At 58.5% G+C, this 25871-nt stretch carries 31 protein-coding genes; 17 read left to right on the top strand and 14 right to left on the bottom strand.

What is annotated here, in order from left to right; genetic code table 11:
* Positions 1-69: 69 nt before the first annotated feature.
* The 7 genes from dnaN to mutM all read right to left on the bottom strand — a co-directional run bounded on the left by dnaN (position 70) and on the right by mutM (position 7208).
* The gene (gene dnaN / locus V3C85_RS12940) at positions 70-1188 is read right to left on the bottom strand and encodes a DNA polymerase III subunit beta (RefSeq protein WP_331795515.1); all 1119 of its coding nucleotides are present in this window, start codon (positions 1186-1188) and stop codon (positions 70-72) included.
* 173 nt (positions 1189-1361) lie between these two features.
* Positions 1362-2171 carry a metallophosphoesterase family protein gene (locus tag V3C85_RS12935; RefSeq protein ID WP_331795514.1) on the bottom strand — a complete coding sequence of 270 codons (810 nt, stop codon included), beginning with the start codon at positions 2169-2171 and terminating at the stop codon, positions 1362-1364.
* Entirely contained in the window at positions 2168-3130 is a 963-nt protein-coding gene (locus V3C85_RS12930) for a diacylglycerol/lipid kinase family protein (protein WP_331795513.1), read from the bottom strand. The genes V3C85_RS12935 and V3C85_RS12930 overlap by 4 nt, the downstream gene beginning before the upstream one ends.
* A gap of 70 nt (positions 3131-3200) precedes the next feature.
* Positions 3201-4565, bottom strand: coding sequence for a chromosomal replication initiator protein DnaA (gene dnaA / locus V3C85_RS12925; protein WP_331795512.1), 1365 nt, complete (start codon positions 4563-4565; stop codon positions 3201-3203).
* A 521-nt stretch (positions 4566-5086) separates the two neighbouring features.
* A complete protein-coding gene (rpsT, locus tag V3C85_RS12920) occupies positions 5087-5359 on the bottom strand; it encodes a 30S ribosomal protein S20 (RefSeq protein WP_331795511.1) in 273 nt (90 codons plus the stop codon).
* 149 nt (positions 5360-5508) lie between these two features.
* Positions 5509-6285, bottom strand: a complete 777-nt coding sequence (locus V3C85_RS12915) for an enoyl-CoA hydratase-related protein (protein WP_331795510.1) — start codon at positions 6283-6285, stop codon at positions 5509-5511.
* Between the two features lie 71 nt (positions 6286-6356).
* The gene (gene mutM / locus V3C85_RS12910) at positions 6357-7208 is read right to left on the bottom strand and encodes a bifunctional DNA-formamidopyrimidine glycosylase/DNA-(apurinic or apyrimidinic site) lyase (protein ID WP_331795509.1); all 852 of its coding nucleotides are present in this window, start codon (positions 7206-7208) and stop codon (positions 6357-6359) included.
* Positions 7209-7357: 149 nt separating this feature from the next.
* On the opposite strand from mutM, the gene ubiE reads away from it, so the two are divergent.
* Both ubiE and ubiB read left to right on the top strand, forming a co-directional pair.
* Positions 7358-8110 carry a bifunctional demethylmenaquinone methyltransferase/2-methoxy-6-polyprenyl-1,4-benzoquinol methylase UbiE gene (gene ubiE, locus V3C85_RS12905; RefSeq protein WP_331795508.1) on the top strand — a complete coding sequence of 251 codons (753 nt, stop codon included), beginning with the start codon at positions 7358-7360 and terminating at the stop codon, positions 8108-8110.
* 1 nt (position 8111) lies between these two features.
* Positions 8112-9641 carry a 2-polyprenylphenol 6-hydroxylase gene (gene ubiB, locus V3C85_RS12900; RefSeq protein ID WP_331795507.1) on the top strand — a complete coding sequence of 510 codons (1530 nt, stop codon included), beginning with the start codon at positions 8112-8114 and terminating at the stop codon, positions 9639-9641.
* A 3-nt stretch (positions 9642-9644) separates the two neighbouring features.
* Here ubiB and V3C85_RS12895 read toward each other — a convergent pair whose 3' ends face one another.
* The gene (locus V3C85_RS12895) at positions 9645-10304 is read right to left on the bottom strand and encodes a flagellar hook capping FlgD N-terminal domain-containing protein (RefSeq protein ID WP_331795506.1); all 660 of its coding nucleotides are present in this window, start codon (positions 10302-10304) and stop codon (positions 9645-9647) included.
* Between the two features lie 11 nt (positions 10305-10315).
* On the bottom strand, positions 10316-11872 hold the full coding sequence (locus tag V3C85_RS12890; protein ID WP_331795505.1) for a flagellar hook-length control protein FliK: 1557 nt from the start codon (positions 11870-11872) through the stop codon (positions 10316-10318).
* Between the two features lie 169 nt (positions 11873-12041).
* Between V3C85_RS12890 and V3C85_RS12885 the strand changes: the two genes are divergently transcribed.
* The 6 genes from V3C85_RS12885 to V3C85_RS12860 all read left to right on the top strand — a co-directional run bounded on the left by V3C85_RS12885 (position 12042) and on the right by V3C85_RS12860 (position 15717).
* Entirely contained in the window at positions 12042-12257 is a 216-nt protein-coding gene (locus V3C85_RS12885; RefSeq protein WP_331795504.1) for a rod-binding protein, read from the top strand.
* 1 nt (position 12258) lies between these two features.
* Positions 12259-12579 carry a flagellar protein FlgN gene (locus V3C85_RS12880; RefSeq protein WP_331795503.1) on the top strand — a complete coding sequence of 107 codons (321 nt, stop codon included), beginning with the start codon at positions 12259-12261 and terminating at the stop codon, positions 12577-12579.
* A gap of 145 nt (positions 12580-12724) precedes the next feature.
* Positions 12725-14062: a flagellin gene (locus tag V3C85_RS12875; RefSeq protein WP_331795502.1), complete on the top strand. Its 1338-nt coding sequence runs from the start codon at positions 12725-12727 to the stop codon at positions 14060-14062.
* Positions 14063-14132: 70 nt separating this feature from the next.
* Positions 14133-14510, top strand: a complete 378-nt coding sequence (flaF, locus tag V3C85_RS12870; protein WP_331795501.1) for a flagellar biosynthesis regulator FlaF — start codon at positions 14133-14135, stop codon at positions 14508-14510.
* Entirely contained in the window at positions 14507-14911 is a 405-nt protein-coding gene (flbT, locus tag V3C85_RS12865) for a flagellar biosynthesis repressor FlbT (RefSeq protein WP_331795500.1), read from the top strand. Before flaF ends, flbT begins: the two co-directional genes overlap by 4 nt.
* Positions 14908-15717, top strand: coding sequence for a DUF1217 domain-containing protein (locus V3C85_RS12860; RefSeq protein WP_331795499.1), 810 nt, complete (start codon positions 14908-14910; stop codon positions 15715-15717). The genes flbT and V3C85_RS12860 overlap by 4 nt, the downstream gene beginning before the upstream one ends.
* On the opposite strand, the gene V3C85_RS12855 is transcribed toward V3C85_RS12860, so the two are convergent.
* A complete protein-coding gene (locus V3C85_RS12855) occupies positions 15705-17024 on the bottom strand; it encodes a FliI/YscN family ATPase (RefSeq protein WP_445942019.1) in 1320 nt (439 codons plus the stop codon). The two genes, V3C85_RS12860 and V3C85_RS12855, sit on opposite strands and share 13 nt — an antisense overlap.
* Positions 17025-17108: 84 nt before the next feature.
* Between V3C85_RS12855 and V3C85_RS12850 the strand changes: the two genes are divergently transcribed.
* The 9 genes from V3C85_RS12850 to V3C85_RS12810 are packed head-to-tail and all read left to right on the top strand — an operon-like array spanning position 17109 to position 21609.
* Positions 17109-17495 carry a FlgB family protein gene (locus V3C85_RS12850; RefSeq protein WP_331795497.1) on the top strand — a complete coding sequence of 129 codons (387 nt, stop codon included), beginning with the start codon at positions 17109-17111 and terminating at the stop codon, positions 17493-17495.
* 11 nt (positions 17496-17506) lie between these two features.
* Complete coding sequence (flgC, locus tag V3C85_RS12845) at positions 17507-17884, top strand: flagellar basal body rod protein FlgC (protein WP_331795496.1); 378 nt, start codon at positions 17507-17509, stop codon at positions 17882-17884.
* 10 nt (positions 17885-17894) lie between these two features.
* Positions 17895-18185: a flagellar hook-basal body complex protein FliE gene (fliE, locus tag V3C85_RS12840; protein WP_331795495.1), complete on the top strand. Its 291-nt coding sequence runs from the start codon at positions 17895-17897 to the stop codon at positions 18183-18185.
* Positions 18186-18189: 4 nt separating this feature from the next.
* Positions 18190-18453: a flagellar biosynthetic protein FliQ gene (locus V3C85_RS12835; RefSeq protein ID WP_331795494.1), complete on the top strand. Its 264-nt coding sequence runs from the start codon at positions 18190-18192 to the stop codon at positions 18451-18453.
* Between the two features lies 1 nt (position 18454).
* Positions 18455-19165, top strand: coding sequence for a flagellar hook-basal body complex protein (locus tag V3C85_RS12830; protein ID WP_331795493.1), 711 nt, complete (start codon positions 18455-18457; stop codon positions 19163-19165).
* 9 nt (positions 19166-19174) lie between these two features.
* Entirely contained in the window at positions 19175-19960 is a 786-nt protein-coding gene (flgG, locus tag V3C85_RS12825) for a flagellar basal-body rod protein FlgG (protein WP_331795492.1), read from the top strand.
* On the top strand, positions 19960-20379 hold the full coding sequence (gene flgA, locus V3C85_RS12820) for a flagellar basal body P-ring formation chaperone FlgA (protein ID WP_331795491.1): 420 nt from the start codon (positions 19960-19962) through the stop codon (positions 20377-20379). Before flgG ends, flgA begins: the two co-directional genes overlap by 1 nt.
* 4 nt (positions 20380-20383) lie before the next feature.
* Positions 20384-21103: a flagellar basal body L-ring protein FlgH gene (flgH, locus tag V3C85_RS12815; protein WP_331795572.1), complete on the top strand. Its 720-nt coding sequence runs from the start codon at positions 20384-20386 to the stop codon at positions 21101-21103.
* Positions 21104-21108: 5 nt separating this feature from the next.
* Complete coding sequence (locus tag V3C85_RS12810) at positions 21109-21609, top strand: flagellar basal body-associated FliL family protein (RefSeq protein ID WP_331795490.1); 501 nt, start codon at positions 21109-21111, stop codon at positions 21607-21609.
* Here V3C85_RS12810 and V3C85_RS12805 read toward each other — a convergent pair.
* From V3C85_RS12805 to flhA, 4 genes are read right to left on the bottom strand one after another with little or no spacing between them, the layout of a single operon-like run.
* Positions 21606-21938 (bottom strand): hypothetical protein, encoded by a 333-nt coding sequence (locus V3C85_RS12805; protein ID WP_331795489.1) that lies wholly within the window; start codon positions 21936-21938, stop codon positions 21606-21608. The two genes, V3C85_RS12810 and V3C85_RS12805, sit on opposite strands and share 4 nt — an antisense overlap.
* Entirely contained in the window at positions 21938-23020 is a 1083-nt protein-coding gene (locus tag V3C85_RS12800; RefSeq protein ID WP_331795488.1) for an EscU/YscU/HrcU family type III secretion system export apparatus switch protein, read from the bottom strand. Before V3C85_RS12800 ends, V3C85_RS12805 begins: the two co-directional genes overlap by 1 nt.
* Before the next feature lie 8 nt (positions 23021-23028).
* Positions 23029-23793, bottom strand: coding sequence for a flagellar biosynthetic protein FliR (locus V3C85_RS12795; RefSeq protein ID WP_331795487.1), 765 nt, complete (start codon positions 23791-23793; stop codon positions 23029-23031).
* Positions 23790-25865 carry a flagellar biosynthesis protein FlhA gene (flhA, locus tag V3C85_RS12790; protein WP_331795486.1) on the bottom strand — a complete coding sequence of 692 codons (2076 nt, stop codon included), beginning with the start codon at positions 25863-25865 and terminating at the stop codon, positions 23790-23792. Before flhA ends, V3C85_RS12795 begins: the two co-directional genes overlap by 4 nt.
* Positions 25866-25871: the final 6 nt, after the last annotated feature.

Below are 25871 nucleotides of genomic sequence, written 5' to 3'. Positions count from 1 at the left end.
CATCCACGCATCCGGAAAACCGGCGCGGCCCATGCCTTTGGGGGCCACAGCCCCCCGCGCCGTGCCTGATCACACGCGCATCGGCATGACCACATAGATCGCGCTTGTGTCATTGCCTTCGCGCATCAGCGTCGGATCACCCGATGAGTTGAACATGAACACCGCATTCTCACGATCAACCTGGCTGGCGATTTCCAGCAGATATTTCGCGTTGAACCCGATTTCCAACCGCTCGTCGCCATAGGCCACGGCCAGTTCTTCCTCGGCCGCGCCGCTGTCGGGCGAATTCACCGACAACACCAGCCGATCCTCATCCAGCGACAGCTTCACCGCCCGGCTCCGCTCGCTCGACACCGTGGCCACCCGGTCCACCGCCTTGGCGAACTCGCTGGCATCCACCTCCAGCCGCCGGGTATTGCCCACCGGAATCACCCGCGTGTAATCGGGGAAAGTGCCGTCGATCACCTTTGACGTCAGCGTGATCGCCGGTGTGGCAAAGCGCACCTTGGTTTCCGAAACCGAAACCGCAATCGTCGCCTCGTCATCATCCAGCAGCTTGCGCAATTCGCCCACGGTCTTGCGCGGCACAATCACACCCGGCATCCCATTGGCGCCTTCGGGCAGCGGCGCATCAATCCGCGCCAGCCGGTGACCATCGGTCGCCACCGCACGCAGCACCGGGCCATCTTCGCCCGTCGAGACATGGAAATAAACGCCGTTCAGATAATAGCGGGTTTCTTCGGTTGAGATGGCGAATTTCGCCTTGTCGAACAGCCGCCGCAGCACCGGCGCGGGGGCCGAGAAATTCGACGAATATTCCGACGTTGCCATCACCGGGAAATCTTCCTTGGGCAGCGTCGCAAGGCTAAAGGTCGACCGCCCCGCCGCAATCGTCAGCCGCCCCGAGGCCGGGTCTTCGCTCAGCGAGATCAGCGCGCCATCCGGCAATTTGCGCACGATTTCGTGCAGCATCACGGCCGAAACCGTCGTCGCCCCGGCGCGTTCCACAACTGCGGCCGTGCGGTCCAGCACCTCGATGTCCAGATCGGTGGCGCGGAACGAAACCTTGTCGCCCTCGGCCTCGATCAGCACATTGGCCAGAATCGGAATCGTGTTGCGGCGCTCCACAACGGATTGGGCCTGAGACAGCGCCTTCAACAACGTGCCGCGTTCGATCGAGAGCTTCATTCTTCCATCCCCTAAGCCGGGTCACAGGGACGCCGACTTTACCCGGTTATCACCGGTTCACAAGTATTTCCGCCGACATTGTGGGGCTTTGGCGCCAAGGTCAAGGGCACCCCCGCCCTTGGCAGGCCCGCTTGGGCCCAAGGGTGGCCGCCATGTCGCAACTGTGCCGCAGATCACGGCTGCGGCGACAGATGCCACAGCCCATCCTGGCGCAAAAACACCCGCCGGTCCCGCGGCGCAAACATCCGGCGCGCTTCATCAACCAGCCAAGGCGTCACCTTGGCCTGACCGGGTGTCAGATCCAGCACGGCAAAACCATGGTGGCGCTCTCCGTCCCGGCCACACAGCGCCGTGCCGCTTTGCACCATCAACACAGGCTGCGGCTGATCTGCGGTGATGCCCAGCCCGACATCCCAATGATGCAAATGCCCCGACAACACCACCTGAACGCCGGCCCGTGCCAGCGCGGGCAGCCCGGCCCTGGCCCCCTTCGTCTCGCCGCGCTCGAACCCGGCGGGTTCGCGCAGGGGGTGGTGGCAGGCCAGCACCCCGATCGCCTCATGCGGGCGGGCGCGCATGAAATCGGCCACCTGCCGTTGATCCGCCCGGCGCAAGATACCCCGCCGCCACCGCCATGGGTCGGCCGTATTGGCCGTGGCAATATGGGCACAACCGATCCGCAGCCGAGGCGTCAGGCCCTGGGCCACCCCCCGGCGCCAAGGCCGAAACGGCGCCAAAATCCGCAGGGGCAGGTTGATCAGCGGCATGTCGTGATTGCCGGGGGTGGCCAGAAACGGCAGATCCAGCGCGTGCAAAAACGCCCGCGCCGCCCGAAACTGCCCGGCCCGCGCCCGATGCGTCAGATCACCCGACACAACCACCAGATCCGGCTCGGCGCAGCGGATGGCGGCCATCAAGGGCTGCACCAGATCGGCCCGTTCATGCCCGAAATGCAGATCCGTCAGATGCACCAGCCGGGTCATACGGCCGGTGTCCCGGCCAGGGCCGCCTTGGCGGTGTCAACGGGCGCAATCACCCGCAGGGCGCCGCGCAACACCTGCAATGACAAAGGCGCACTCAAACGGCCCTGTTCGCCATCCAAAGCCACCCGCTTGCGCTTTTGCGTTGTCTGAATCTGAAAGCCATCGGCCACCACAAGGTCAAAATCCTCGCCCCGCGCCATCCGCCCCATCGCCAACCTGACCGAGGCCGCGATCAAGGCCCGGCGGGACTGCCCGCGCGCCACAAACAGCGCGAACTGGCCGTTCCTGACGGCCTCTGCACCGTCAAGCCCCAGACTTTCCAGTTGAAACGCGCTGCGGGCGACAAAGGCCATCGGCGTCACAAATTCACGCAGCTCCCCTTCGCTGGCCACCTGCAACCGCATAGGCCGGCGCAGATTGCGCAGCCCCACCAGCACCGACCAATAGGCCGCCACCCGGCTGCGCCCCCAGCGGCGATAAATCGTCTCACGGCTTGCCAGAATATGCGGATACAGGCCAATGCTGGCATTGTTCAAAAAGATGCGGTCATTGATCTGCCCCACATCACGCGCCAACACCTGCCCGCGCATCAAGGCGTCAAGGGCTTGGTCCATGGTTTCCACCCCCAATTCGCGGGCAAAATAGTTGAACGTGCCGCCGGGCAAAACGGCCATCGCCGCGCCGCTGTTCACCAAGGCCCCGGCCACAGCGGCCTGCGTGCCATCGCCCCCAAGCGCGGCCACGACATCGGCGCCCTGCGCCACCGCCGCCCGCGCGGCTGGTGCAATCTCGGCCCCCTTGCGCACCGGGCACAGCATCAGTTCGCCCACCACAGGCTCCAGCGTGGTTCGAATTTTATGCAACCGATCTTGCGCGTCGCGCTTGCCTGCCTTGCCGTTCACAATCAACGCAACCCGGCACCGCGACAGGTCCAACGCTTCTTGGCGATCATACATCATAGCGGCCCCTGATTGGCCCGCCCCGCGAACCATGACCCGCCCCAACACCCAGGCAGGCCCTTGGGTTCCGTCAACTTTGCAACAAACGCTTCAAAAGCTGCACGTCATCGGCCATCTGGCTGTCGCCTGCCATCAATTCGTCGATCTTGCGAATGCCATGCATGATCGTGGTGTGATCGCGCCCGCCGAAACGCCGCCCGATTTCGGGCAAAGACCGGCTGGTCAGCTGTTTGCACAGATACATCGCCACCTGACGCGGCCGGGCAATCGTGCGCAGACGCTTGGGGCCGATCATGTCGGACAGGCGCACATTGTAATGCTCGGCCACCTTGCGCTGGATTTCCTCGATCGACAGCCGCTTTTCCGAACTGCGCAGAATGTCAGACAAACATTCCTGCACCAGATCCAGATCAATCGGCCGCCCAACCAGCGAGGCGAAGGCATAAAGACGCATCAGCGCGCCTTCCAGAACCCGCACATTGGTGGTGATCCGATGGGCCAGAAATTCCAGCACCCCCGGCGCCAGTTCAAGCCCGCGATACTGGGCGCGGTAATGCTCAACCTTGGCCTGAAGGATACCAAGACGCAATTCGTAATCCGTCGGGTGCAGATCAACCACCAGCCCGCATTGCAGGCGGCTTTTGATCCGTTCTTCCAGATCCTTGATCTCTCCGGGCGCGCGATCGGCCGAAATCACGATCTGTTTGTTCTGGTCAACCAGCGCGTTGAACGTGTGGAAGAATTCTTCCTGCGTGCTGTCCTTGCCGGCGATGAACTGAACGTCATCCACCATCAGCACATCAACAGACCGGAACAATTCCTTGAAATTCATGATCTGCTTGTCGCGCAGCGCCTGCACAAAGCGATACATGAACTGCTCGGCCGACAGATACAGCACCCGCAATTCGGGCCGGTTCACCTGCAATTCATGCGCAATCGCATGCATCAAATGGGTCTTGCCCAGCCCCACGCCACCATACAGGAACAGCGGGTTGAACGTCACCGGCCCCCCTTCGGCCACACGGCGCGCGGCGGCATGGGCCAGCTCATTCGGCTTGCCCACAACGAACGACTCAAAGGTAAACCGCTGTTCAAGCTGCGCGCCGCTGATCTCTTCGGCCCCCGCGGCCCGCGCCCGCACCGGCGCTGCCTTGGGCACAGCGGCGGCAACCCGTGGCGCGGCAATCGGCCCCGCACTGGCCACCGCAAATTCAATCCGGTCCACCGGCGTGCCGGCTTCGGTCAATTGCCCCCGAATGTGGTCCGAGAAATTGCGCGACACCCAATCGCCAAAAAAGGTTGTGGGCACTTCAAACCGGGCCACGCCGTTTTGAAAGCCCGACATGCGCAGAGGTTCGATCCAGGTCGTGTAGTTGTTTTTGCCCACCCGCTTGATCAACTGCTCCCGGACCTGCCCCCACGCGTCGTTCGTCATTCTCTGGACCTGTTTCTCTTTTTGTCTTCACCACGGCGCTGCCATAGATGACGGCAACCAACCCACATTCGTCATGCGCACATCCCCGGACACAGCCGCATGACACCGCCAGCGGCAGCATCATGCATTGGCCTGCAAAAGCGCAGGACAGAACGCAAAAAGGTTGCCCCGAACAAATGCCCGGCACCTTGCCATCTTATGCGGAAGTTCCCCCGCAGACTGCATAACCCTTTGATACAAAACAAAAACACCAATCGGAAACTGGCAGCAACCAGATCGGGTTTTCGTTTCACATCACGTCATGTCCCCCAAGACGATGTGAATCGCCCGGTCAAGCTAGCAAGCCAGATCACGCCTCTGCAACCGAACTCTGATATTGACACATCAATGCTTCATCCGAATCCGGGGGCCATTGGCAAATTGGCAACGGCCCGCCTGCAATTCCGCAGAGTCGCGCCTGCCAAAGCAAAAGGGCGCCCCATTTTACCGGGACGCCCTTGACAGCTTTTAGCGATTCTCGCTCAGGCCTTGGTGGCCAGCGTCTTCACGCGAGAGGCCAGACGCGACACTTTGCGCGAGGCGGTGTTCTTGTGGATCACACCCTTGGTCACACCGCGCATCAGCTCGGGCTGGGCGTTTTTCAGGGCTTCGGCAGCAGCATCGGCATTGCCCGAGGCCAGCGCCTCTTCAACCTTGCGCAGATAGGTGCGGATGCGCGAACGGCGGGCCTTGTTCACGGCATATTTGGCTTCCGACTGGCGGGCGCGTTTTTTGGACTGATCGGTATTGGCCATGGGCGTCTCGATTCTTTCGGTCTTTGTGTTTCACTGTTGCACGCAAAGACCCAAGGCACCGTTCATCAGAACGGAGTCGATTCTTGCCAAGCGGGCCCACGCGCATGTAGGCAGGGCCTATACGGCAAAGCCCCGCCAAAGAAAAGATGTTATTTGTCGCGGAACTGCGGCTGGCGCTTTTCCAGAAATGCCGCCATGCCCTCTTTCTGATCCTCGGTCGCGAACAGCGCGTGAAAGGCGCGGCGTTCATAAAGCAGACCTTCGGACAGCGGCACTTCTTGTGACCGGTTCACGCATTCCTTGACGATCATCGCCGTGACCATCGACTTTTCCACGATCTTCTGGGCGATCTTCATCACCTCGGGCATCAGATCCTTGGCCGGAAAAACCCGGCTGGCCAGACCGCAACGCTCGGCTTCGGCGGCATCCATGAAGCGGCCGGTCAGATGCATGTCCATCGACTTTGACTTGCCCACCAGATGCGTCAGGCGCTGCGTGCCGCCCAGGCCCGCCACCACGCCCAGATTGATTTCGGGCTGGCCAAACTTGGCCGTGTCGGCGGCAATGATGAAATCACACATCATCGCCAATTCGCAGCCGCCGCCCAGACAATAGCCGGAAACCGCCGCAATCGTCGGCTTGCGCACCTTGGCAATCGCTTCGGCTTCGGCTGTGAACAGATTGTCGAACAAGACCTCGATATAGGTCTTGTCAGCCATTTCTTTGATATCTGCGCCCGCAGCAAAGGCCTTTTCCGAACCGGCCAGCACAATGCAGCGGGTGTTCGGATCGGCATCGGCCGCCGTCATCGCCTCGGCCAGTTCGGTCATCATCTTGGCGTTCAGCGCATTCAGCGCATCGGGTCGGTTCAAACGGATAAGGCTGACATAATCCTCAACCTCGACGACCAGCGTTTCATAGGCCATGAGCAGCTTCCCCTGCGGTTCACGTCGCGGTGACTCCTAGCATCAAATATACAGATGACAAGGCGCAGCAATCATCGCTGACACTGCGGGCAATAAAAGGACGACCGCCCCGATTGCACGATCCGGCTGATGCTGGCGCTGCATCCGGGGGTCAGGCAGGGCTGGCCTTCGCGGTCATAAACCTGAAAAACATGCTGGAAATACCCCAGTTCACCATCGGCTTGGCGATAGTCGCGCAGACTGCTGCCCCCGGCCTCGATCGCCTCGGCCAAGACCTGACGAATGATCGGCACCATGGCGGCCACGCGCGCGGCAGAAATCTGGCCCGCCTGTCTTTTGGGCGAAATGCCGGCACGAAACAGCACTTCACACACATAAATATTGCCCAGACCGGCCACCAGATGCTGGTCCAGCAAGGCCGATTTGATCGGGCTGGCCTTTCCCTTCAGTCGCGCCTTCAGATAGGCCTCGTCAAACTGATTGCCCAAAGGCTCGGGGCCCAGCACCGCCAGCAGGGGGTGGCTTTCGGCCGTTTCGGTGGCCAGCAAATCCATCGCGCCAAAGCGGCGGGCATCGTTGAACGTCACCCGCGCCCCACCTGCCATGTGCAACACGACATGGTCATGCTTTTGCGGGGCAGGGTGGTCGTGGTGAAAGCTGCCCTGCATCACGCCCGAGATCAGCATCCGCCCCGACATGCCCAGATGAATCAGCGCGGTTTCGCCGGTGGACAGATCGGCCAGAATATATTTCGACCGCCGCCGCAACTGCACCACCCGCGCCCCCGTCAGCCGCTCGGCCATCCGGGGCGGAAACGGCCAGCGCAGGCCGTCACGGTTCACCTCGGCCCGCTCGATGATCTGGCCGGTCATCACCGGTTCCAGCCCGCGGCGGACGGTTTCAACTTCGGGCAGTTCTGGCATCAGGGCTTCCTTGGCGGCTGCCCCCTGTCTGCACGGGGGGTGTACAGGGGGTGCACCGGGGGTGACATATGGTTTCGGACAGGGCGACGCATTGCAGCGCGCGGTTTGCGCCCTATAAGAAGGCACTGGATGACAAAAGGGCAAGGCCCATGACCGAGAATACCAACAGCACCACCCATTTCGGCTATCAGACTGTTCCCGAAGGGGAAAAAGCCGGAATGGTGCATGGCGTCTTCACCCGCGTGGCCAGCAGATACGACGTGATGAACGATCTGATGTCGATGGGAATCCACCGGGTCTGGAAAGATGCGATGATGGATTGGCTGGCCCCAAGACCGGGCCAACGCCTACTAGATGTAGCAGGCGGCACCGGCGACGTCGCCTTTCGTTTCATCGGTCGCGCCCCTTCGGCCAGTGCCGTCGTCTGCGATATGACGGAATCCATGCTGGTGGCGGGGCGTCAGCGGGCCGAGGCAGAAAAGCTGGCGGGCAATCTGGATTGGGTTGTTGGCGACGCGATGGCTTTGCCCTTTGAAAACAAAAGCTTCGACGTTTACACGATCAGCTTTGGCATTCGGAACGTGACCCGCATCGCCGATGCCCTGGCCGAGGCCTATCGCGTCTTGCGCCCCGGCGGGCGGTTGATGGTGCTGGAATTCAGCCAGATTCCGAATGATCTGATGCAGAAAGCCTATGATCTTTACTCGTTCAACGTGATCCCGGTGATGGGCCAGATCGTTGCGGGTGATCGTGACAGCTATCAATATCTGGTAGAGAGCATCCGCAAATTCCCGGATCAGGACACATTCGCCGCGATGATCGGCAAAGCAGGCTTTGGCCAAGTCAAATATCGCAATCTTTCCATGGGCATAGCGGCCCTTCACTCTGGCTGGAAGATCTGATTTGCGTGGTCCTCACAACATCTGGCGGCTGATCCGCACCCTTGCCACGCTGGAACGCACCGGCGCCATCGGCGTGGTGCTCGAGGCCTTTCGCGCCCCCCCCCGCCTGCGAATCCTTGCCCGCATTTTAGGCTGGCCGTTCAAGCCCTTAGGGCTCAAAGGCGACCCCGCCCTCCCCCCGGCCACCCGCGCCCTTACGGCCCTTGGCCCGGCCTATATCAAATTCGGCCAGATCCTCTCGACCCGCCCTGATATTGTGGGCGACGAACTGGCCGAGCAGTTGAAATATCTGCAAGACAAACTTCCCCCCTTTCCCACGGCCATCGCCATGAAGATGATCGAGGACGAGCTTGAATTGCCCGTCAGCGAGATTTTCAGTGAGTTTTCCGAACCCGTGGCCGCCGCCTCTATCGCGCAGGTGCACCGGGCACGTTTGCTGGGCACCGGAGAGGAAGTGGCGGTCAAAGTGCTGCGGCCAGGCATAGAGCGCGCTTTCCGCAAGGATATCGATGCGTTCTATCTGGCCGCGCAAACTATTGAATTTATTGCACCTTCTTCCCGACGCCTGCGCCCTATGGATGTGATCACGCATTTCGAGGGCGTCGTTATGGGCGAGCTGGATTTTCGGCTTGAATCCAGTGCGGCCTCGGAATTCGCGGCCAATACCGCCAAGGATGAGGGTTTTCGGGTGCCCGAACCCGTCTGGTATCTGTCGGGCCGCACGGTGATGACCCTTGGCTGGGCCGAAGGGTTTTCTTTGAAAGACAACGCGGCCATCGATGCGGCAGGGCTTGATCGCCGTGCCTTGGGCGCAAGGGTTTTGCAGTTGTTTCTGAACCATGCCTTGCGCGACGGTTTTTTTCACGCCGACATGCATCAGGGAAACCTGAAGGTCGCGGCCAACGGGGATATCATCGCCTATGACTTTGGCATCATGGGGCGGATCGACGAATATACGCGCCGTGTCTATGCTGAAATCCTGTTTGGCTTTATCCGCAAGGATTATCGCCGCGTGGCCGAAGTGCATTTCGAGGCAGGCTATGTGCCCGCCGACCGTGATATCGACGAATTCGCCCGCGCCTTGCGCGCCGTGGGAGAGCCGATTTTCGGGATGGATGCCAGCCGCATCAGTATGGCACGCCTGCTGGCCTATCTGTTTGAAGTTACAGAACGTTTCGGGATGGAAACGCGGACCGAGCTGATCTTGCTGCAACGCACGATGGTGGTGGTGGAAGGCGTGGCGCGCGGTCTGGACCCCCGTATCAATATCTGGGAAGTGGCCAAGCCGATTGTAGAAGGTTACATCAGCAAGAGCATTGGTCCGGTCGCGGTTCTGAACGATCTTGCGAAAACGGCACGGGTGTTGGCGCGCTTTGGCCCCAGATTGCCCCGCATGGTCGAGCAGGCTTTGATCCGTCAGGCTGACTCTGGCCCCCCACCGCCACAACCTTCGCCTTGGCGGGGGGTGCGTCGGGTGGTGGGGGCAGTTGCGTTGGTGGCGATTGGGGTCTGGATTGGCACCTTTATCTAGGCTTCATGGCGTGGTGGGCACCCGCAATGCGGTGATATCGGTCGCGGCAATTTCAACCCCACCTGACAGAACCAGCCTTGTGCCGTTCAACCCGCCACGCGCCTCAAGGATACGGGCGTAATGTTCGACATCATTCGTCATCAGAAGCGAGTCGCCATAATAGCTTTCTGCGGTGATCGTATAAAGTCCCTGGGGCAACGGCGCGCCGGTGGCATCAAGAGGTATCCATTCATAGGCATCGGCCGAAACCGGCATTTCCTCACGCGAGACGATTGTGCCTGCGGAATCACGGATAACCAGCATCACCCTGTCCGCTGTCGCGGCCGGATTGGCGGAGAGAGTGATGGGCTGCCCGACCAGATGAACAGGCCCTGCAGCCCTTGCCTCTTGCCCAACCCAGCCTGCCAGTTGCGACATTGACAGAACCCCAAACTGCTGCTGCATCGCCTCCAGCAGTTGATTGGTGCGGACGGATTGCTCGACATTCGAAAACGTCGCGAGTTGCACGGCGTAGTCCGATGCTTCGATCGGGTTGAGAGGGTCTTGGTTTTGCATCTGTGTCGTCAGCATCTTCAAGAACGTTTCAAAATCTGAGGACAGCGCGCTGCTGCTCGCGACGGTCTTGCCACTTTGACTTGCCGCAGTGATTTGTGTGATGTCCATAGGGGTTCCTGTCATAGCCTGATGTGAAGTCGCCCCGAAACCAAGAGCGGAAGGGACTTTGTTAGCGGGGTGGAGTCTGGCACCTGTTCGTCGCCGATCTCTGTCGTCGAAGTCTGGTTGTGTGAGGTTGAAGCGGTGTTGCGATTTTGGCTCCATGCGCCAAAGGAGAGCGAGCTTTGCGCGTAGCCGGCTTGCTTAAGTTCAGCCAACAGCAAATCACTTTGGCGACGCAGCAAATCCAACGTCTCAGGGCGCTCGGCAAAAAGCCGAACGGCCAGCCGATCATCCTGAGAGGTGATTTCAAAACGCACTTTCCCCAATTCCTCTGGTGAGAGGGTCAGTTCGGTGGTGGGTGCCGTTTTGTCTTGGGCCGCAAGCACAATGCCCTGTGCTGCTTGTGTGGCGGGAGAGGTATAGCGCGGTGGCATAGCTTGCCTGTCCGTCAAGTCAGACAAAACTGAATTGAGCGCTAAGTTCGGCAGTGTAGCCCCTGTGACTTGCTCTATCTCTTTTGGATGTAGGGGTACGATGCTGTCGTCCGGTGTGCTGTCTGCCCTGAAGGCCGAAATCAGCGGTGCAGTTGTGCCAGATACGGCAGCAGGGCCCGGTCGTGGGGTATGGGGAATTGGTTCGCGCAACCGATCGCGTGATGAAACGTCTGCTGCGGTCGATTCAAGCGAGGTGGGGGATGTGGCATCATCGTGAAGAACGACCTCATTCTGTGGCGTCAGGGAAGCGTGTGCGGAAGCGGGACGGGCCAAGATGTTGATCTGAAGGGGTGCTGACTGAAGGATTGTGTTGGGCAAGTTCGACAATCGTGCAGTCTGCGGTGGCGACTGCAGACTATGTTGTGCAGTTGGCGTCTCGGCCAGCAATTGAGGCGCGGATGTCGTTTTGGGAGGGAGCAAACATACCTCATCGGGCGCAAGGCGGGAGCTGGAATTTTCGGGAGCCTCGGCTACCAAAGGGGCCGCGAGGTGTTTCTGCAAGGGTGTGTGGCGTGAGGATTCGGACGGAGAGAAGGTATCGGGGGGTGCAGAAGACTGGTTTGGGCTGAGTGTGCCAAGCGAGCGCGATGCGGGCATAGTCGGTGCCAAGCCCAACTTCTCTGGCGCAAGTTCTGTGACCGGCAAGGCCGCAGCAGAACCAAGCGGATTATTTGACGTGACCGTCATTAGGGGCGCGGGTTGAAGCGCAATGCTCTTTGCTCCTGCCGGTTCGAATGTGGTCGGGGCACCAGGTTCCACAAATTGATTGTCTGGATGCGGGGGGTGTTGTTGGGAAATCACCATGCCTCGGCACCGAGGCCGGTCAGCCGAATCCGAGGGCTTTTTTTCATCAAGCGCCATGTCTGATTGCTGCACCCTGCGCGCAGGCGCGGCTGTTTCGCTCTCGAATGGGGCGCTGGCCGATGAGGAGATCGACACGGAAAAGGGGGTGCTGAAAGGTGCATCGGGTCGTTCCGAGGGCCCATCAAGCAAGGACACTTCAAATGAGAAATCGGCTTTGCCCGCATCGTCTGTTTCAGGACGATCCACCTTCGCAGGCTGTCTGACGGTGTCTGTCAAGATTTGCATTCTGCAATCCGCTTTGGTGTTCGTTCAGGCCAACAAACACCAGAAATACTTACCGGCTGTTTACCGAATTTACCGATAGTGGTGACAATTCATGCAAAGAACGGAGTGTTTTATGGAACTTGCAATTGGCCCCGCCCTTTCTGATCGGCCTCAGAGACTGATGGAAAAGGCCAAAGAGCTTGAGACAGCTTTTCTTGCGGAAATGCTGAATCACATCGGGTTGGAAACCCAGCCTGATAGTTTCGCTGGGGGAATCGGCGAAGAGCAGTTCAACTCATTCCTGCGCCAGGCACAGGCCGCGGCGCTGACAGAAAAGGGTGGGGTTGGCTTGGCCGAGTCGATCTTTCGATCGCTTGTCAAAGCAGAGGAGGCTTAACATGCCTGAGCATTTGATTGAGCTGCTTGATGCCGAGTACAACGCCATATTGAGCGGGCGCTATGACGATTTGCCTGGCCTGTCCGACGCTATGGAGCAAGCACTGGCCGGGTCAGAAGTGCTTTGGGCGGCGGATGCAGCCCGAATTCGTCAAAAGGCAACGCGCAACAATGCCTGTCTGGCCGCTGCTTTGTCAGGCATCAAGCTCGCCCAAGCCCGCATCCGCGAGATTACCAAGGCGGCCAATGGGTTGACCACCTATGATTCCAAAGGCGCAACGTTTTTGATGACAGCGCATAGCAATAACGGGAGACGTGCCTGATTTAGCTCAAATAATTGGTGTGTGGCGCAGTCGGATTCACGGCCAGTTAGGAATTCAGGGGTCAGATGACCTTAGCGCCCCAAGGTTGGGGTGGCACCGCGGAAAACCCAAGCGGTAACGGCAAGAATGCCCTTCAAACCGTCACATGACGGCGAACCCAGCTGCGAAATCAGCGGCTATAGTGAAGGAACCACATATGTCTTCGATCCTTACCAACAATGGCGCAATGGTTGCACTGCAGACCATGAAGTCGATCAACAAGAACATGGCCTCTGTCCAGAATGAGATCTCGACCGGCAAGTCGGTATCAACGGCAAAGGAAAACGCGGCCGTCTGGGCCATCTCGAAAACGATGGAATCCGACGTGAAAGGCTTTGCCGGCATTTCGGACAGTTTGTCGCTGGGGTCCTCGACCATCGCGGTGGCCCGGTCTGCTTCGGAACAGATCACTGACTTGCTGACTGAAATCAAAGGCAAAATCGTCGCGTCGCAAGAAGCCAACGTGGATCGCACGAAGATCCAGGCAGATGTGTCGGCATTGCGTGATCAAATCGGATCGATCGTCGGGGCAGCCCAATTCAACGGTCTGAACCTGCTGTCGAACCGTCAGGGCGGTGCGACGGTCACGCAGATCGTTGGCAATACCGGGGCGGGCGCGGGGATTCTGAACTCCTCGCAGGTCGATATCCTCTCTTCGCTTGATCGCAGTTCGGGCGGCGTGAAATCCTCGAACATTTCGGTGGCAAAAGCTGACTTGGGCACGCAGGCGCGCGTGGCTGGTGGCGGAACTGACCTCGCGGGTGCGGCGGTGACTGGTGCCGGTGCGATCGCCGCTGGTCTTTCGGGCACAATCTCTATCGTCGGCGATACGGCAACTGCGGCCCGTGGTGGAAACAAGGTTCTGGCCGGCGACACCTATGCGATTGCCGGCTTTGCGGGCATCACCAACGCCATTTCTTATGTGGCCCGTGATGGCGATTCGACGACGGATATTGCCAAAGGACTTGTAGATCGCCTGAACTTTGAGGCGAAGAAAGCGGGCGTATCTGTCAGTGCAGAACTTGATACAACGGGTGCGAACCCGGGGGTCAAGATCACGAATGGAACCACGGCAAGCATCACCACAACAACGACAACTGCCAGTGGCGGAACGGCAGGCGGTGGTCTGGAACTGCTTCGCGACATTGATGTGTCAACTGGTGCCGGTGCCGAAGCTGCGCTGAGTGCAATCGAGGGTCTGACGCAGACCGCCATTCAAGCGGCCGCTGATTTCGGTACATCGCAGTCGCGCATCGAGGTGCAGAAGGACTTTGTGTCGAACCTCGTTGACTCTCTGAAGTCTGGCATTGGCTCGATGGTGGATGCCGATATGGAGGAGACCTCGGCCCGGTTGCAGGCCCTGCAGGTTCAGCAGCAGCTGGCGACGCAGTCGCTTTCGATTGCCAACCAGGCCCCGCAGAACATCCTGTCGTTGTTCCGCTGATTGATCTGGGCCGAAGGATAGCCTTCGGCCCAACTTTCACCTCAGACAGTTTGATGATGAAGGAAAAGCTGTGAACGCCCTGCTCCATTCCCAATCGGGCTATGCGCCCGAAAATACCAGTCTTCGGCCGTTGCGCGCGGTGGAATATGATCTGCTTGCGCAGGTCACACGCCGCCTGTCATCGACGTGGCGCAATCGAAAGGCAGATCACCCGAACTTCGTTGCGGCTCTGAATGACAACCTATCGCTTTGGCGGACCATGGCTTTGGATGTGTCGGGGTCTGGCAATTTGTTGCCGGCGCCGCTGCGGGCGCAGCTGTTTTACTTGTTCGAATTCACAGACCATCACACCGCCCGAATTTTGAAAAACGAAGCCTCTGTCGAGGTTTTGGTTGATGTGAACATGGCTGTCATGCGGGGGCTGCGCGGTGAAGGTGGGGCGAAATGACCGGGCTTGTTTTGAAACTTGGTCCGCATGAGCGGGTTTTGATCAATGGGGCAGTGATCGAAAACGGTGAGCGCAGATCCCGTCTTTCCATCATGACGCCAAACGCCAATATTTTGCGCCTTCGTGATGCGATTCATCCCGAAGAGGTTAATACCCCCGTTCGGCGTGTTTGCTATATTGCTCAACTCGTCCTGTCGGGCGATATCGATGCCAAATTGGCGAAGCAACAAATCCTCAGGGGTATCGAACAACTGAGCCAGGTTTTGACCGACCATGACAGCCGGGCCCATCTGGCTTTTGCCAGCCAAGCCGTGATCGAGGAGCAATACTATCCGACATTGAAGGCACTGCGTAATCTGTTGCCGCGCGAAGAACGCCTGATGGCTGTTGTTTCGTCATGACTTTCAACCCGATCCTTCCAACGTCAGGTTACGCAGGATGGACCTTCCTGAAGCGCACCGAAGCACAGCAGACACAGGCGTTCGCAAACCAGACTTCTGTCAAACGAGAGGAGGCCTATTTTCGCGAGAAGATCGGGACGATTTCGTCGGCTGATGCGCTGGTCGCAGACCCAAGGCTGTTGCGTGTCGCATTGACTGCCTATGGGCTTGAGGCGGATATGCCCAACAAGTTCTTTATCAAAAAAATTCTGACAGATGGCACGCTCAGCACGACGGCGTTGGCGAACAGGATGACAGATAAAAGTTATGTGGCGTTCTCCAAGGCATTCGGGTTCGGAGACTTCTCAACGCCAAGAACCAAGCTGTCTGACTTTGCTGATAAGCTGTTGCTGCGCTATCGTGAAAAACAGTTTCAGTCTGCTGTGGGAGAGCAGAACTCTGACTTCCGTCTGGCGATGAACGCGGAAACGCAGTTGGGTGAACTGGCGGCATCAAGCGCCTCGGACAAATCCAAGTGGTACACCGTCCTTGGTTCATCCCCTATGCGGAAAGTGTTCGAGGTTGCCTTTGGGCTTCCGTCCAGCTTTGCCGGGATCGACATCGACAAACAGGTCGAGGTGCTGCAAGCCCGCACGCGAAGCACATTTGGGGCTGATACGATTTCACAGTTTACGGATGAGGAGTCGATGCAAAAACTCGTCCGCTTGTTCATTGTCCGGTCAGAGGTAGCCTCGCTGTCATCGAATGCTTCTGGGGCACAGACCGCCCTTACGCTTTTGCAGCAAACGCGGTTTCAGACCCTTTGACGGCCTGCCAAGACCTCTGCCAGCAATCTGAAGCTGGCCTCATTACCGCCGACCGGTGCCGGTGCTGCGATGAAATGATCGAGTGCTGGCCATCGTTGAATAGCCTTATCAATCGCAGGATCTGCACCTGCGCTGTAAAGCCCGGCCTGCACCATCAATTCGGCGCTCTCCCAGGTTGAAATAATCTTGCGGGCGTTGCTGATCAGCTCATTCTCCTGAGCACTTGCAGCCCATGGCAGGCTTCGTGAAACCGAGCGCAGCAAGTCAATGGCGGGGAAGCGTCCGCGTTCGGCGATTTTGCGGTCCATCACCACATGGCCGTCCAAAACCCCTCGTAGAATATCTGCAACAGGCTCATCCATGTCAGATCCAGGAACGAGCACGGAAAAGATTGCGGTGATATTTCCTTGCATCGATGTCCCGGGGCCCGCCCGTTCTGCCATCGACATGATTGCAGCCTGCACGGAAGGTGGATAGCCGCGCAAACTGGGCTGCTCTCCAGCAGCCAGAGCGACTTCTCGATGAGCTTCCGCAAAGCGTGTGACGCTGTCTGCAAGCAGCAATACGTCCTTGCCCGCGTCCCGAAAGAACTCGGCCACTGTTAAGGCGGAAAGGATGCACTGTTTGCGCAGCAATGCTGATTGATCGGATGTCGCCGCAATCACGACACTGCGCGCCAAACCAGAGGGCCCCAAGGTGGTCTCGACGAACTCTCGCAGCTCTCGCCCCCGCTCCCCCACCAGGGCAATGACCACCACATCTGCTGCCATGTGCTGTGCAAATTGGCTGAGCAGGGTCGACTTCCCAACGCCAGATCCGGCGAACAACCCAAGTCGTTGGCCGCGCACGATTGGCAAAATCGTGTCAAAACAAGCGGTTCCGGTGGAAAGCCGCGACCCAAGTCTTTGCCTGTCGGCTGCGGTTGGCGGCTTTGCCTGAACGTTGCGCATCGTCTCGCCGGCGAATAGGGGGCGCCCATCCAATGGGCGACCCATGGGATCAATAACCCGGCCAATCCAGCTTTCATCGGGCGCAATGGCCATTGGGCCAGCGATGTGCACTTCGGATCCAAGCGTCAGGCCGGCCCCACCTGCCTCTGGCAGGATCTTCACCGAGCCGGGTTCAATGCCAATCACCTCGGCCAGATTGCCGGCACGCCCGATTTCAACCCTGTCCCCCATAGCGGCTTTGGCGGCCAATCCCCGGACAACGGCGACACCTGAGGCAATTTCTGCAATCCGACCAATAGCATAAGTGTGTTTGATCCGGTGAATGCGATTGGTCAGGTGAGAAAAAACTTCAGGCATTTGGTTCTCCATTCGTTCACCGATTACCCTTTCTAAAGGAATCACCCCTAAGAAGTGGTGAAGCACTTCGAGGGAGAAGCCCCGATGTTCGAAAAACTCGGACTTACAAAAATGGCCCAAGGCCTTGCATCCTATTCCGGGGCGCGGCTGGCAATCATCGCTGAGAACGTGGCGAATGCTGATACGCCGCGCTATCGGGCAAAGGATTTGCCGGATTTCGCCAGTGCATATGATGGCATGGCGTCCTTTTCGGCCCGTGCAACAAGGCCGGATCATCTTTTGGCACCAACACCAGCGTCGGTTGCCGAGCCTGTCTTGTCTGGCGGTTCGATGGCCCCGAACGGCAATGACGTCTCAATTGATCTTCAGATCATGAAGTCGGTTGAGGTTCGGCAGAACCATGAAATGGCTCTCGCTGTTTATCGGTCGACCTCTTCCATCCTTCGCACCTCTCTTGGCCGCTCAGGATAGGGAGAGAAAGCATGAGTGATCTTTTGAAAAGCCTTGGTGTTTCCGCCGCCGGTATGCAGGCGCAAGCCACAAGGTTGCGCCATGTATCCGAGAATATCGCCAATGTTGATACGCCGGGCTATCATCGCAAGGTGACGTCCTTCAAGGTTGACGGTGATGGTCTTCTTGAGCTGGCAAAGGTTCGATTGGACCGATCCGATCTTGAAAACATCTATGATCCCGGACACCCGCTTGCCGATGAAACCGGGCATTATGCCGGTTCAAATGTTGATCTGATTATTGAAATTGCTGACGCGCGCGAAGCGCAGCGAAGCTACGAAGCCAATCTCAAGCTTTTTGATCAGTCGCGGCAGATGACGCAGAGCCTTTTCGAACTTATCCGCAGATAGGAGGTCCAGAATGGACATCAAAAATGTGCAGGCCGCCCGGGTTTATGCAGACGCCAAGCTTGCTGCCCCTGTTGGCTCGGCGGGCAGCAGCGCCGAAGATGCTGGCGCCGAATTCTTGCAAAGCCTGGTGGGCACCCTGCAGCGTGGCGAAGACACTGCCCGCGCAGCGATGACCGGAAACGCAGACCCTCATGCACTGGTTGAGGCTTTGGCCTCGTCCCAGACTGCCGTCGAAACCGTGGTGACCGTGCGCGACAGGGTTGTGGAAGCCTATCAGGAAATTCTCAGGATGCCGGTTTGATGTGATGGAGTCGTTTTTTTTCGACCTGACCCGTCACGCCCTTTGGATCGCTGCTGTTCTGGCATCGCCCCTGCTGATTGTTGCGCTGGTCGCTGGCGTCGGCGTGGGGCTTTTTCAGGCGCTTACGTCGGTTCAGGAAATGACCCTGACATTCGTTCCGAAAGTGGGTGCGATGTTGATCGTTTTCTGGGTCTCGATGAGCTTTATGACAGCGACCCTGGTCACCTTCTTTACGGATGAAATCATCCCGAGAATTGAGGGAAAATAAGATGGAAACCGCAGGCTATACCACTTTGGCGCGCCAGTCCGGGCTGATGCGCGAATTGCAGATTGTTGCCAACAACATTGCAAATGCCTCTACGTCTGGCTTTCGGCGCGAGGCAATGGTTTTTTCAGAGCATGTTTCGCGCCTGCCCGGAGAAGGGTCAGTTTCCATGGCATATGGAACGGGGCGGGTGGTTGATCGCGCGCAAGGTGGCCTTGTGCAGACCGGAGGCACGTTCGATCTGGCCATTCAGGGTGACGCTTTCTTTCTGGTCGCCACGCCCGAGGGGGAACGATTAACCCGGTCGGGCGCCTTCACGCCTTCGCCTGATGGCGTCTTGGTCAATGCGGATGGTTATGCGCTTTTGGATGCGGGTGCTGCCCCCGTTCCTGCCCCCGTGGGCGCCACAACGGTTTCAATTTCAAGTGATGGAACGCTGTCGGCTGATGGTCAGCCTGTCGCGGCGGTTGGCCTTTGGCAGCCCGTTGAACCCGCAGATCTCAGATACCAGTCGGGCACGCTTTTGCAGGCCGATGAATGGGAGCCGGCGGAAAATGGCACCATCCTGCAAGGTCATCTGGAGGACAGCAATGTCAACCCGCTGACTGAGATCTCTCGCATGATCGAAGTGCAGCGAGCCTATGAGATGGGGCAGCAATTTCTGCAGTCTGAAGATCAGCGTCAAAAGAGCGTTCTGCAGACGCTCGGCAAATAGGAGAGAGTCGTGAAAGCACTTCAGATTGCGGCCACGGGGATGGCAGCGCAGCAAATGCGGGTCGATGTGGTCTCTAACAATTTGGCGAACATGTCGACCACTGGCTACAATGCCAGACGCGCCGATTTCGCCGATTTGCATTATGAGCAAATTGCCCGACCAGGAAGTATTTCGGCAACCGACGGAACCATTTTGCCCACCGGCGTTCAGCTTGGCATGGGGGTTCGACCATCGTCCATTTCGGTTGTGCTTGCCCAAGGGCCCCTTGTCCAGACCGGAGGAGACCTTGACGTTGCCATAGAGGGGCGCGGTTATCTGGAGGTTACCCTTCCGGGTGGCGCCAGTGGCTATACGCGAGACGGCACCCTGAAACGGACAGGGGATGGTTTGATCGTCACCTCTGAAGGACATGCGGTCGCGCCAGGTATCACGATCCCGTCTGATGCCAGATCATTGGCGATCAATTCAGATGGCGAGGTGTATGCGTATTTTCTGAACCAGGTTGAACCTGAACTCCTTGGTCAGCTCTCTTTGGTTGGGTTCACGAATGAGAAGGGCTTGGAGGCCATTGGTTCAAATCTGTTTCTTGAAACCAACGCCTCGGGCCCACCAGTCGCCGGGATCGCGGGCGAGGATGGCCTGGGAACGTTGCGACAGGGCTATCTTGAAGAGAGCTCTGTTGATGCTGTGCGTGAGGTGACGGAACTGATCAAGGCGCAGCGGGGCTATGAGTTGAATGCCAAAGTCATCACGGCAGCAGATCAGATGCTGTCGGCAACCACTCAGGTGCGGTAATGCGGTGGCTTGTACTTTTGATGTTGCCGACTGCCGTCTCAGCAGAGGCTGTTTCCAGCACTCGGGTTATTCGCGCAGGCACTGTGATTGAAGCAGGAGATCTGCAACAAACTGCGGCGGTTGTTGCAGGTGCCGTAACACGCATCGAGGATGTCGCAGGCCTGGAAGCGCGGGTGATCCTCTACCCCGGGCGGCCGATCTTGTCTGATCATGTTGGTCGCCCAGCCGTGGTCCAGCGCAATCAAATCGTGGTGCTTTCTTATGCGCTTGGTGGGCTTGCGATCACTACAGAAGGCCGGTCACTGGCGCGCGGCGGGGTGGGTGCGGTGATCCCGATCCTCAACCTCGCGTCGAGAGCAACAGTTTCAGGGCAGATCCAATCCGATGGCACAGTTCGTGTCGGACATTTTGGGAATTGAACACATGAGATATTTCCTTTCACCGCTTTTTGTCCTCGCCGCATGTTCACCACTTGCTCAGGTTGGCAAGGCCCCAGACTTTTCAGCTTTGGAGGGCAGCTACCAGCACCACGCTATGTATTCAGCTCCCTTCCCTGAAGCGACAGATAGGGATGAGCCGTCTGACGCCTCCTCTCTCTGGACAGCAACACAAGCCTCTTTACTGGGGGATCGCCGCGCAAGTCAGCGGGGTGATATTGTAACCGTCGTCATAGAAATTGACGATAGGGCTGAGATTTCAAATTCAACGGGGCGAAATCGATCCGGCAGTCAACAAATGGCGATCCCATCCATGTTGGGCATTCCTCAGCGAGTAGATCGCAAACTGCCTGACGGCGCATCGATGGCGGATGCTGTTGATACTAGTTCGTCGTCAAGTTTTTCTGGCAGCGGCACCGTCTCGCGCAATGAAAGGCTGACACTGCGTATTGCAGCAACGGTTGTAGAAGAATTACCCAATGGAGTGCTGAGGATCGAAGGTCAACAAGAGGTGCGAGTGAATTTTGAACTGCGAGAGTTAATTGTTACGGGCTATGTTCGCCCCGCTGATATCTCGCGCCAGAATGAAGTGACCTACGACAAAATGGCCGGCGCCCGCGTTTCTTACGGTGGCCGAGGCCAGATTTCAGATTTTCAGCAACCCAGATATGGTCAGCAAGTGACCGATATCCTTTTGCCCTTCTGATCAGTATGACACAAAAAATCTTTGTCCCCGCTCTCGTTCTGATTGGCTTGCTTTCCGGTGCAGCGGCTGGTCATTTCTTGCGCCAAGATGATCAATCCGAGACTGCTGCGGAAGGTGAGCAGGCGGGCATGAATGATCATGACTCGGGGGCTGTTGCCGCGAGCCATGCTGAGGCGGGCGAGGCGCGCGAGTATTTAAAGCTTCCCAATCAATTCGTAGTGCCCGTCGTTATGGATGGCAGGGTTCATTCCCTGGTTGTACTCTCGCTCAGTCTTGAGGTGGCATCAGGGAACAATGATATGGTCTTTGCACGAGAGCCAAAATTGCGCGATGCACTGTTACAGCTGTTCTTCGATCACGCAAACAGCGGTGGCTTTAGTGGCTCATTCACCGATGCTGCGAGTCTTGCTGTCTTACGGCGCAGCCTGCTGACGGTTGCCCAAACAGTGCTTGGAGACATTGTGACGGATGTCTTGATCACAGATATCATGCGCCAAGACAGCTAGTCTTTTTCAGCACTTAATTTATTGAGACTTTGCGCGCGTCCAAATGCCTTGGACGCGCGATCTTTGGCATTCAGCATTTCCGCCGTTTGACGTGCCAGTGCCTTGTTAAGAATGATCCGTCTCTGTAGGCGCCACAGATCATGGTGTTCTGCGAGGATAGCATCAGAGATCGACTTCGGTTCTACTGCGGCGATCTGATCACCCAGTTGAAGCAACATCGTTTTTGTCTGGTTGTGTGCTTTTACTGTTTGTGCAAGTTTTTGCAACTCAGCATCCCGAATAACCTTTGCTATGTTGGCCAATTTGATGAGTTCCCGACGATTTTTCATCAGACAAGTCTCTTTTTACGGTTGCGCATCTTCTCGGCAAATCGAATTGAGGCGGCCACCGCCTTGTAGTGCTCGCGGCTGATGGATTGTCCCACTTTGACTGAGCCATAAATTGCGCGCGCTGTCGGTGGATCTGAATGGATCGGCACGCCAGAACGTATGGCGGCTTCCCTGATTTTCAGGGCCAGCTCATCACTCCCTTTGGCAACAACCAGCGGAGCAGTGGCATCGCCACGCCGCCAGCGTAGAGCCACAGCGTAATGCGTCGGGTTGACGATGATCACGCTGGCTGACGGCACCTCGGCGAGCATTTGGTTCATCGCGATCTCTTGGCCGCGCTGCTTTCGGGTGGCTTTGGCCTGGGGGTCGCCGTCGCTGTCCTTCATCTCGTCCAGCATTTCCTGACGCGACATGCGATTGCGCCGAAGGAGTGCATGACGCTGCCAGAGAAAGTCGATTGCCCCGATTACCCCCGTCAAAAGGGCCGAAATCATCAAGAACTCTCCCAAAAGGCGCAACAGAAAGACGGTGCCGGGACCGGCCTCTAATGCGGCCAGGCTGATGATGTCTTGCAGGTTCTGCCCGATGAAAAGACCAAGTGCCGTTGCGATTAACAAAAGTTTGATAGTGTTCTTCGCGAATTCGAACAGGCCTTCGGGTCCGAACTTTTGTTTGGCGTTTGCCATCGGCGAGATGCGTGAAAGTTTTGGTGCCAGTTTTGACGGCGCAAAGACAAGACCCCGCTGTGCCAAGACGGTCAGCAGACTGGCGGCACCGGGAAGAAGCATCAGCAAAAGGCATGGCCCCACGGTCGCGACGAGAAACCCACCCAGATACGGCGCCAGTGCTGTGCCCGATGTCGTTGCGATCTCTGGTGCATGATCCAGGAAAGACTTTCCTGCTGTCGCTGCCCCTATGATGACCGGCGCACCCAAAGATGCCGCAACATACAGACCCAAATAGGATGAGGCTGCCATCAGATCTGCAGAGCGCGCGACATCACCTTTCTTGCGTGCATCATCAAGCCGCTTTGCAGAGGGTTCGTGTTCTTTGTCGTCGCTGTTTTCTTCGCTTGCTGACATGGGATGTTCTAGCCAGCCGGGGTGGGAAGCAGAAAGCTGTTGAAGGCCTGCAACCACACTGACAGCAGCAGGGGCGTGGCCAACGCCATCAGCGCAAGGCCACCCAGGCTGAGTGCAGGGGCGCCGATGAATGTGACCATCAACTGTGGCATCGCCCGGTTGATGATCCCAAGGGCCAGATTGTACAGCAGCGATGCGACGGCAAAGGGCAAGGCGATCTGAAAGCCGAGGGCAAAGGCAACATCTGCGTGATGCATGGCCCAGCCTGCCAGCCTTTCGGCCTGCGGAAACTGGCCAGCAGGAAAGGCATCATAGGACAAGAGCAGATAGCCGACCAATTTTGGCAACAGGCCGGTTGCCAGTGCCAGGGAGATGCCGGCCATGACCAAGAATTGTGAAATGGCAGGTTGCGGTTCTGCGCCTTGGGCAAAAAGCTGCGAAAGCGAGGTTGAATTTGCAATGATTGCGCCCGCGGTTGCCAAGGCAAAGACAAAGAACCGCAAGGCGATGCCAAGCGTCAGACCGATGACCATTTCGGGCAAGAGGGCCTGCGCAAAGGGGATGTCCTGCACCTGCGCCATGATGGCGGGGGTAAGGGCGACGGAAAGCAGAATGGCCGTGGCAAGGCGGATGCGGGCCGGGATTGACTGTTCGCCCAGACCGGGCAGGACAGCCATGGCTGCCCCGACACGCAAGAACGCCAAGGCGGCGGCCACGACAACGGGGCTTGCCACGCCGAAATCACGCATAAGCAGGTTCAGCAGCTCGGTCATTGCGGCACCAGCCCAACAAAGGCAGGTCTCGCCTCGACCCCGACCTCTTCGTAAGACAACACGGGGGCTGTGACGCCACGGGTTGAAAGGACCGTGCGCAGAAAGCGCCGTCGCAGGCCAGAGGTGATAAAGCCTGCCGTTGCGCCGGCCTCGGCCGCGGTGTTCAGGCGTTCGGCCATCAGGCCAGAGAGGCGGGCAAAAACCTCGGGCGGCAGTGCCACATCGCGACTGCCACGATCGCCTTCGATCTGATGATCGCGGAAAACGCGCTCCCACTCGGGGGCAAGCTGGATCAGGGGGATGGTGCCGTCATCGCGTTTCAGATCGGCGACCAGTTGGAACCCCAGCCGTTGCCGCACATGTTCGCAAATCAGTTCAGGAGAGGGATAGCCACGCGCCTCGGCAATCGCCTCGAGGATCAGGGGGAGATTGCGGATTGAAACCCGCTCTTCCAGCAGCAGGCGCAAAACGGCAAGCAGCAGATCCATCGGCACCTTGTCGGGCACCATCTCATCCAGCAGGCGGCGGTTGGCCTGGGCACGCTGAGGGTCGGACACATTCACGAATTCGTCCAGCAGGCGACGCAACCCCCGCAAGGACAACAGACGGGCCAGATTGCCGCGGATGATTTCCAGCAAATGCGTTGCCAGCACTTCGGGCGGGGTCACCACCGTCAGGCCCGAGACGATTGCGTCTTCCTGCAGATCCCGATCGATCCAGCGGGCAGGGGTGCCGTAAACCGGTTCGCTGACATCAACCCCGGGGGGGGCGGTGATTCCGTCATTCAGCAAGACAAGGCAGCGGTTTGGCATCAGCCGGTTGCTGACCCGTTCAACCCCTTGAATGCGGATACGATAGATGTTGGGGGGCAATGTGGGTTCGTCGGTCAGGCGGATTTCTGGCAAGATCAGGCCATATTGGCTGGCAATGTGATTGCGCATATTGCCAATTCGGCCATCCAGACCGGTGCCCGGGTCCAGCACCATCGAGACAAGATCCGTTGCGAACTCAAGGTGGATTTCGTCAAAATCCAGCACATCCCCCAAGGGGCGTTTGCGCGGTGCCTCCTCCTCGATCTTGGTGTCCGAGGCCGCCGCCGCAGCCCTGCCCCGTGCTGTCATCATGGCCGTTGCCGCCAGGGCCGCAGCGCCAAGGATAAACGGGAGAAACGGCATGCCGGGGACAAGGGCGAACAGGGCCATCAGGACAGCCACTGTGCCAAGCGCGCCCGGATAGCGGCTGAGTTGGGCAAAAAACGAGACATCGGCGGCGCCCTTGGACCCGCCCCTTGCCAGCAACAGGGCCGCCGCGACCGAGATGATGACAGCGGGGATCTGGCTGACCAGACCATCGCCCACCGTCAGGATCGCATAGGTTTCAAAGGCGCGGCCAACAGGCATCCCGTGGATAGCCACGCCCATCACCAGCCCCATCACGATGTTCAGCAAGGTGATCAGCAGCCCGGCCACGGCATCGCCCTTGACGAATTTCGACGCCCCGTCGAGCGAGCCAAAGAAATTCGTCTCGGCCAGTTCTGTTTCGCGCCGCTCTTTGGCCTCGGCATGGGTGATCGCCCCGGCGGCCATATCGGCATCAATGGCCAACTGGCGCCCCGGCATACCATCAAGGGCAAAGCGCGCGCCAACCTCGGCCATACGGCCCGCGCCCTTGGTGATCACCATGAAGTTGACGATCAGCAGCACGCAGAAAATCACCAACCCCAACAGAACATTGCCGCCCATGATAAAGCTGGCAAAACCCTCGATGACCGATCCGGCGGCATCTGTGCCAGTATGTCCCTGGCCGATGATCAGTTTGGTCGAGGATACGTTCAAAGACAGCCGCAGCATCAGCGACGCGAGCAGAATCGTGGGAAAGGCCGAAAAATCCAAAGGCCGCTCGATGAACAAGGTCACCGTCAGCATCAGGATCGCCAAGGCGAAAGACAGGGCCAGCCCGATATCCAGCAGCCAGGCCGGCACAGGAAGAACCATCATCACGATGACGGCCATCAGCGCCAAGGCGAGCAGGATGGTCGGGCGGAACAAAGACTGCAAAGTCAGTTTTGGCATCACCAC

It is taken from the genome of Pseudotabrizicola sp. L79, from assembly GCF_036553525.1.
Classification (GTDB): Bacteria; Pseudomonadota; Alphaproteobacteria; order Rhodobacterales; family Rhodobacteraceae; genus Pseudotabrizicola.
Note: the sequence above shows the minus strand (reverse complement) of the source record. Positions and strands in the feature narration are given on the sequence as shown.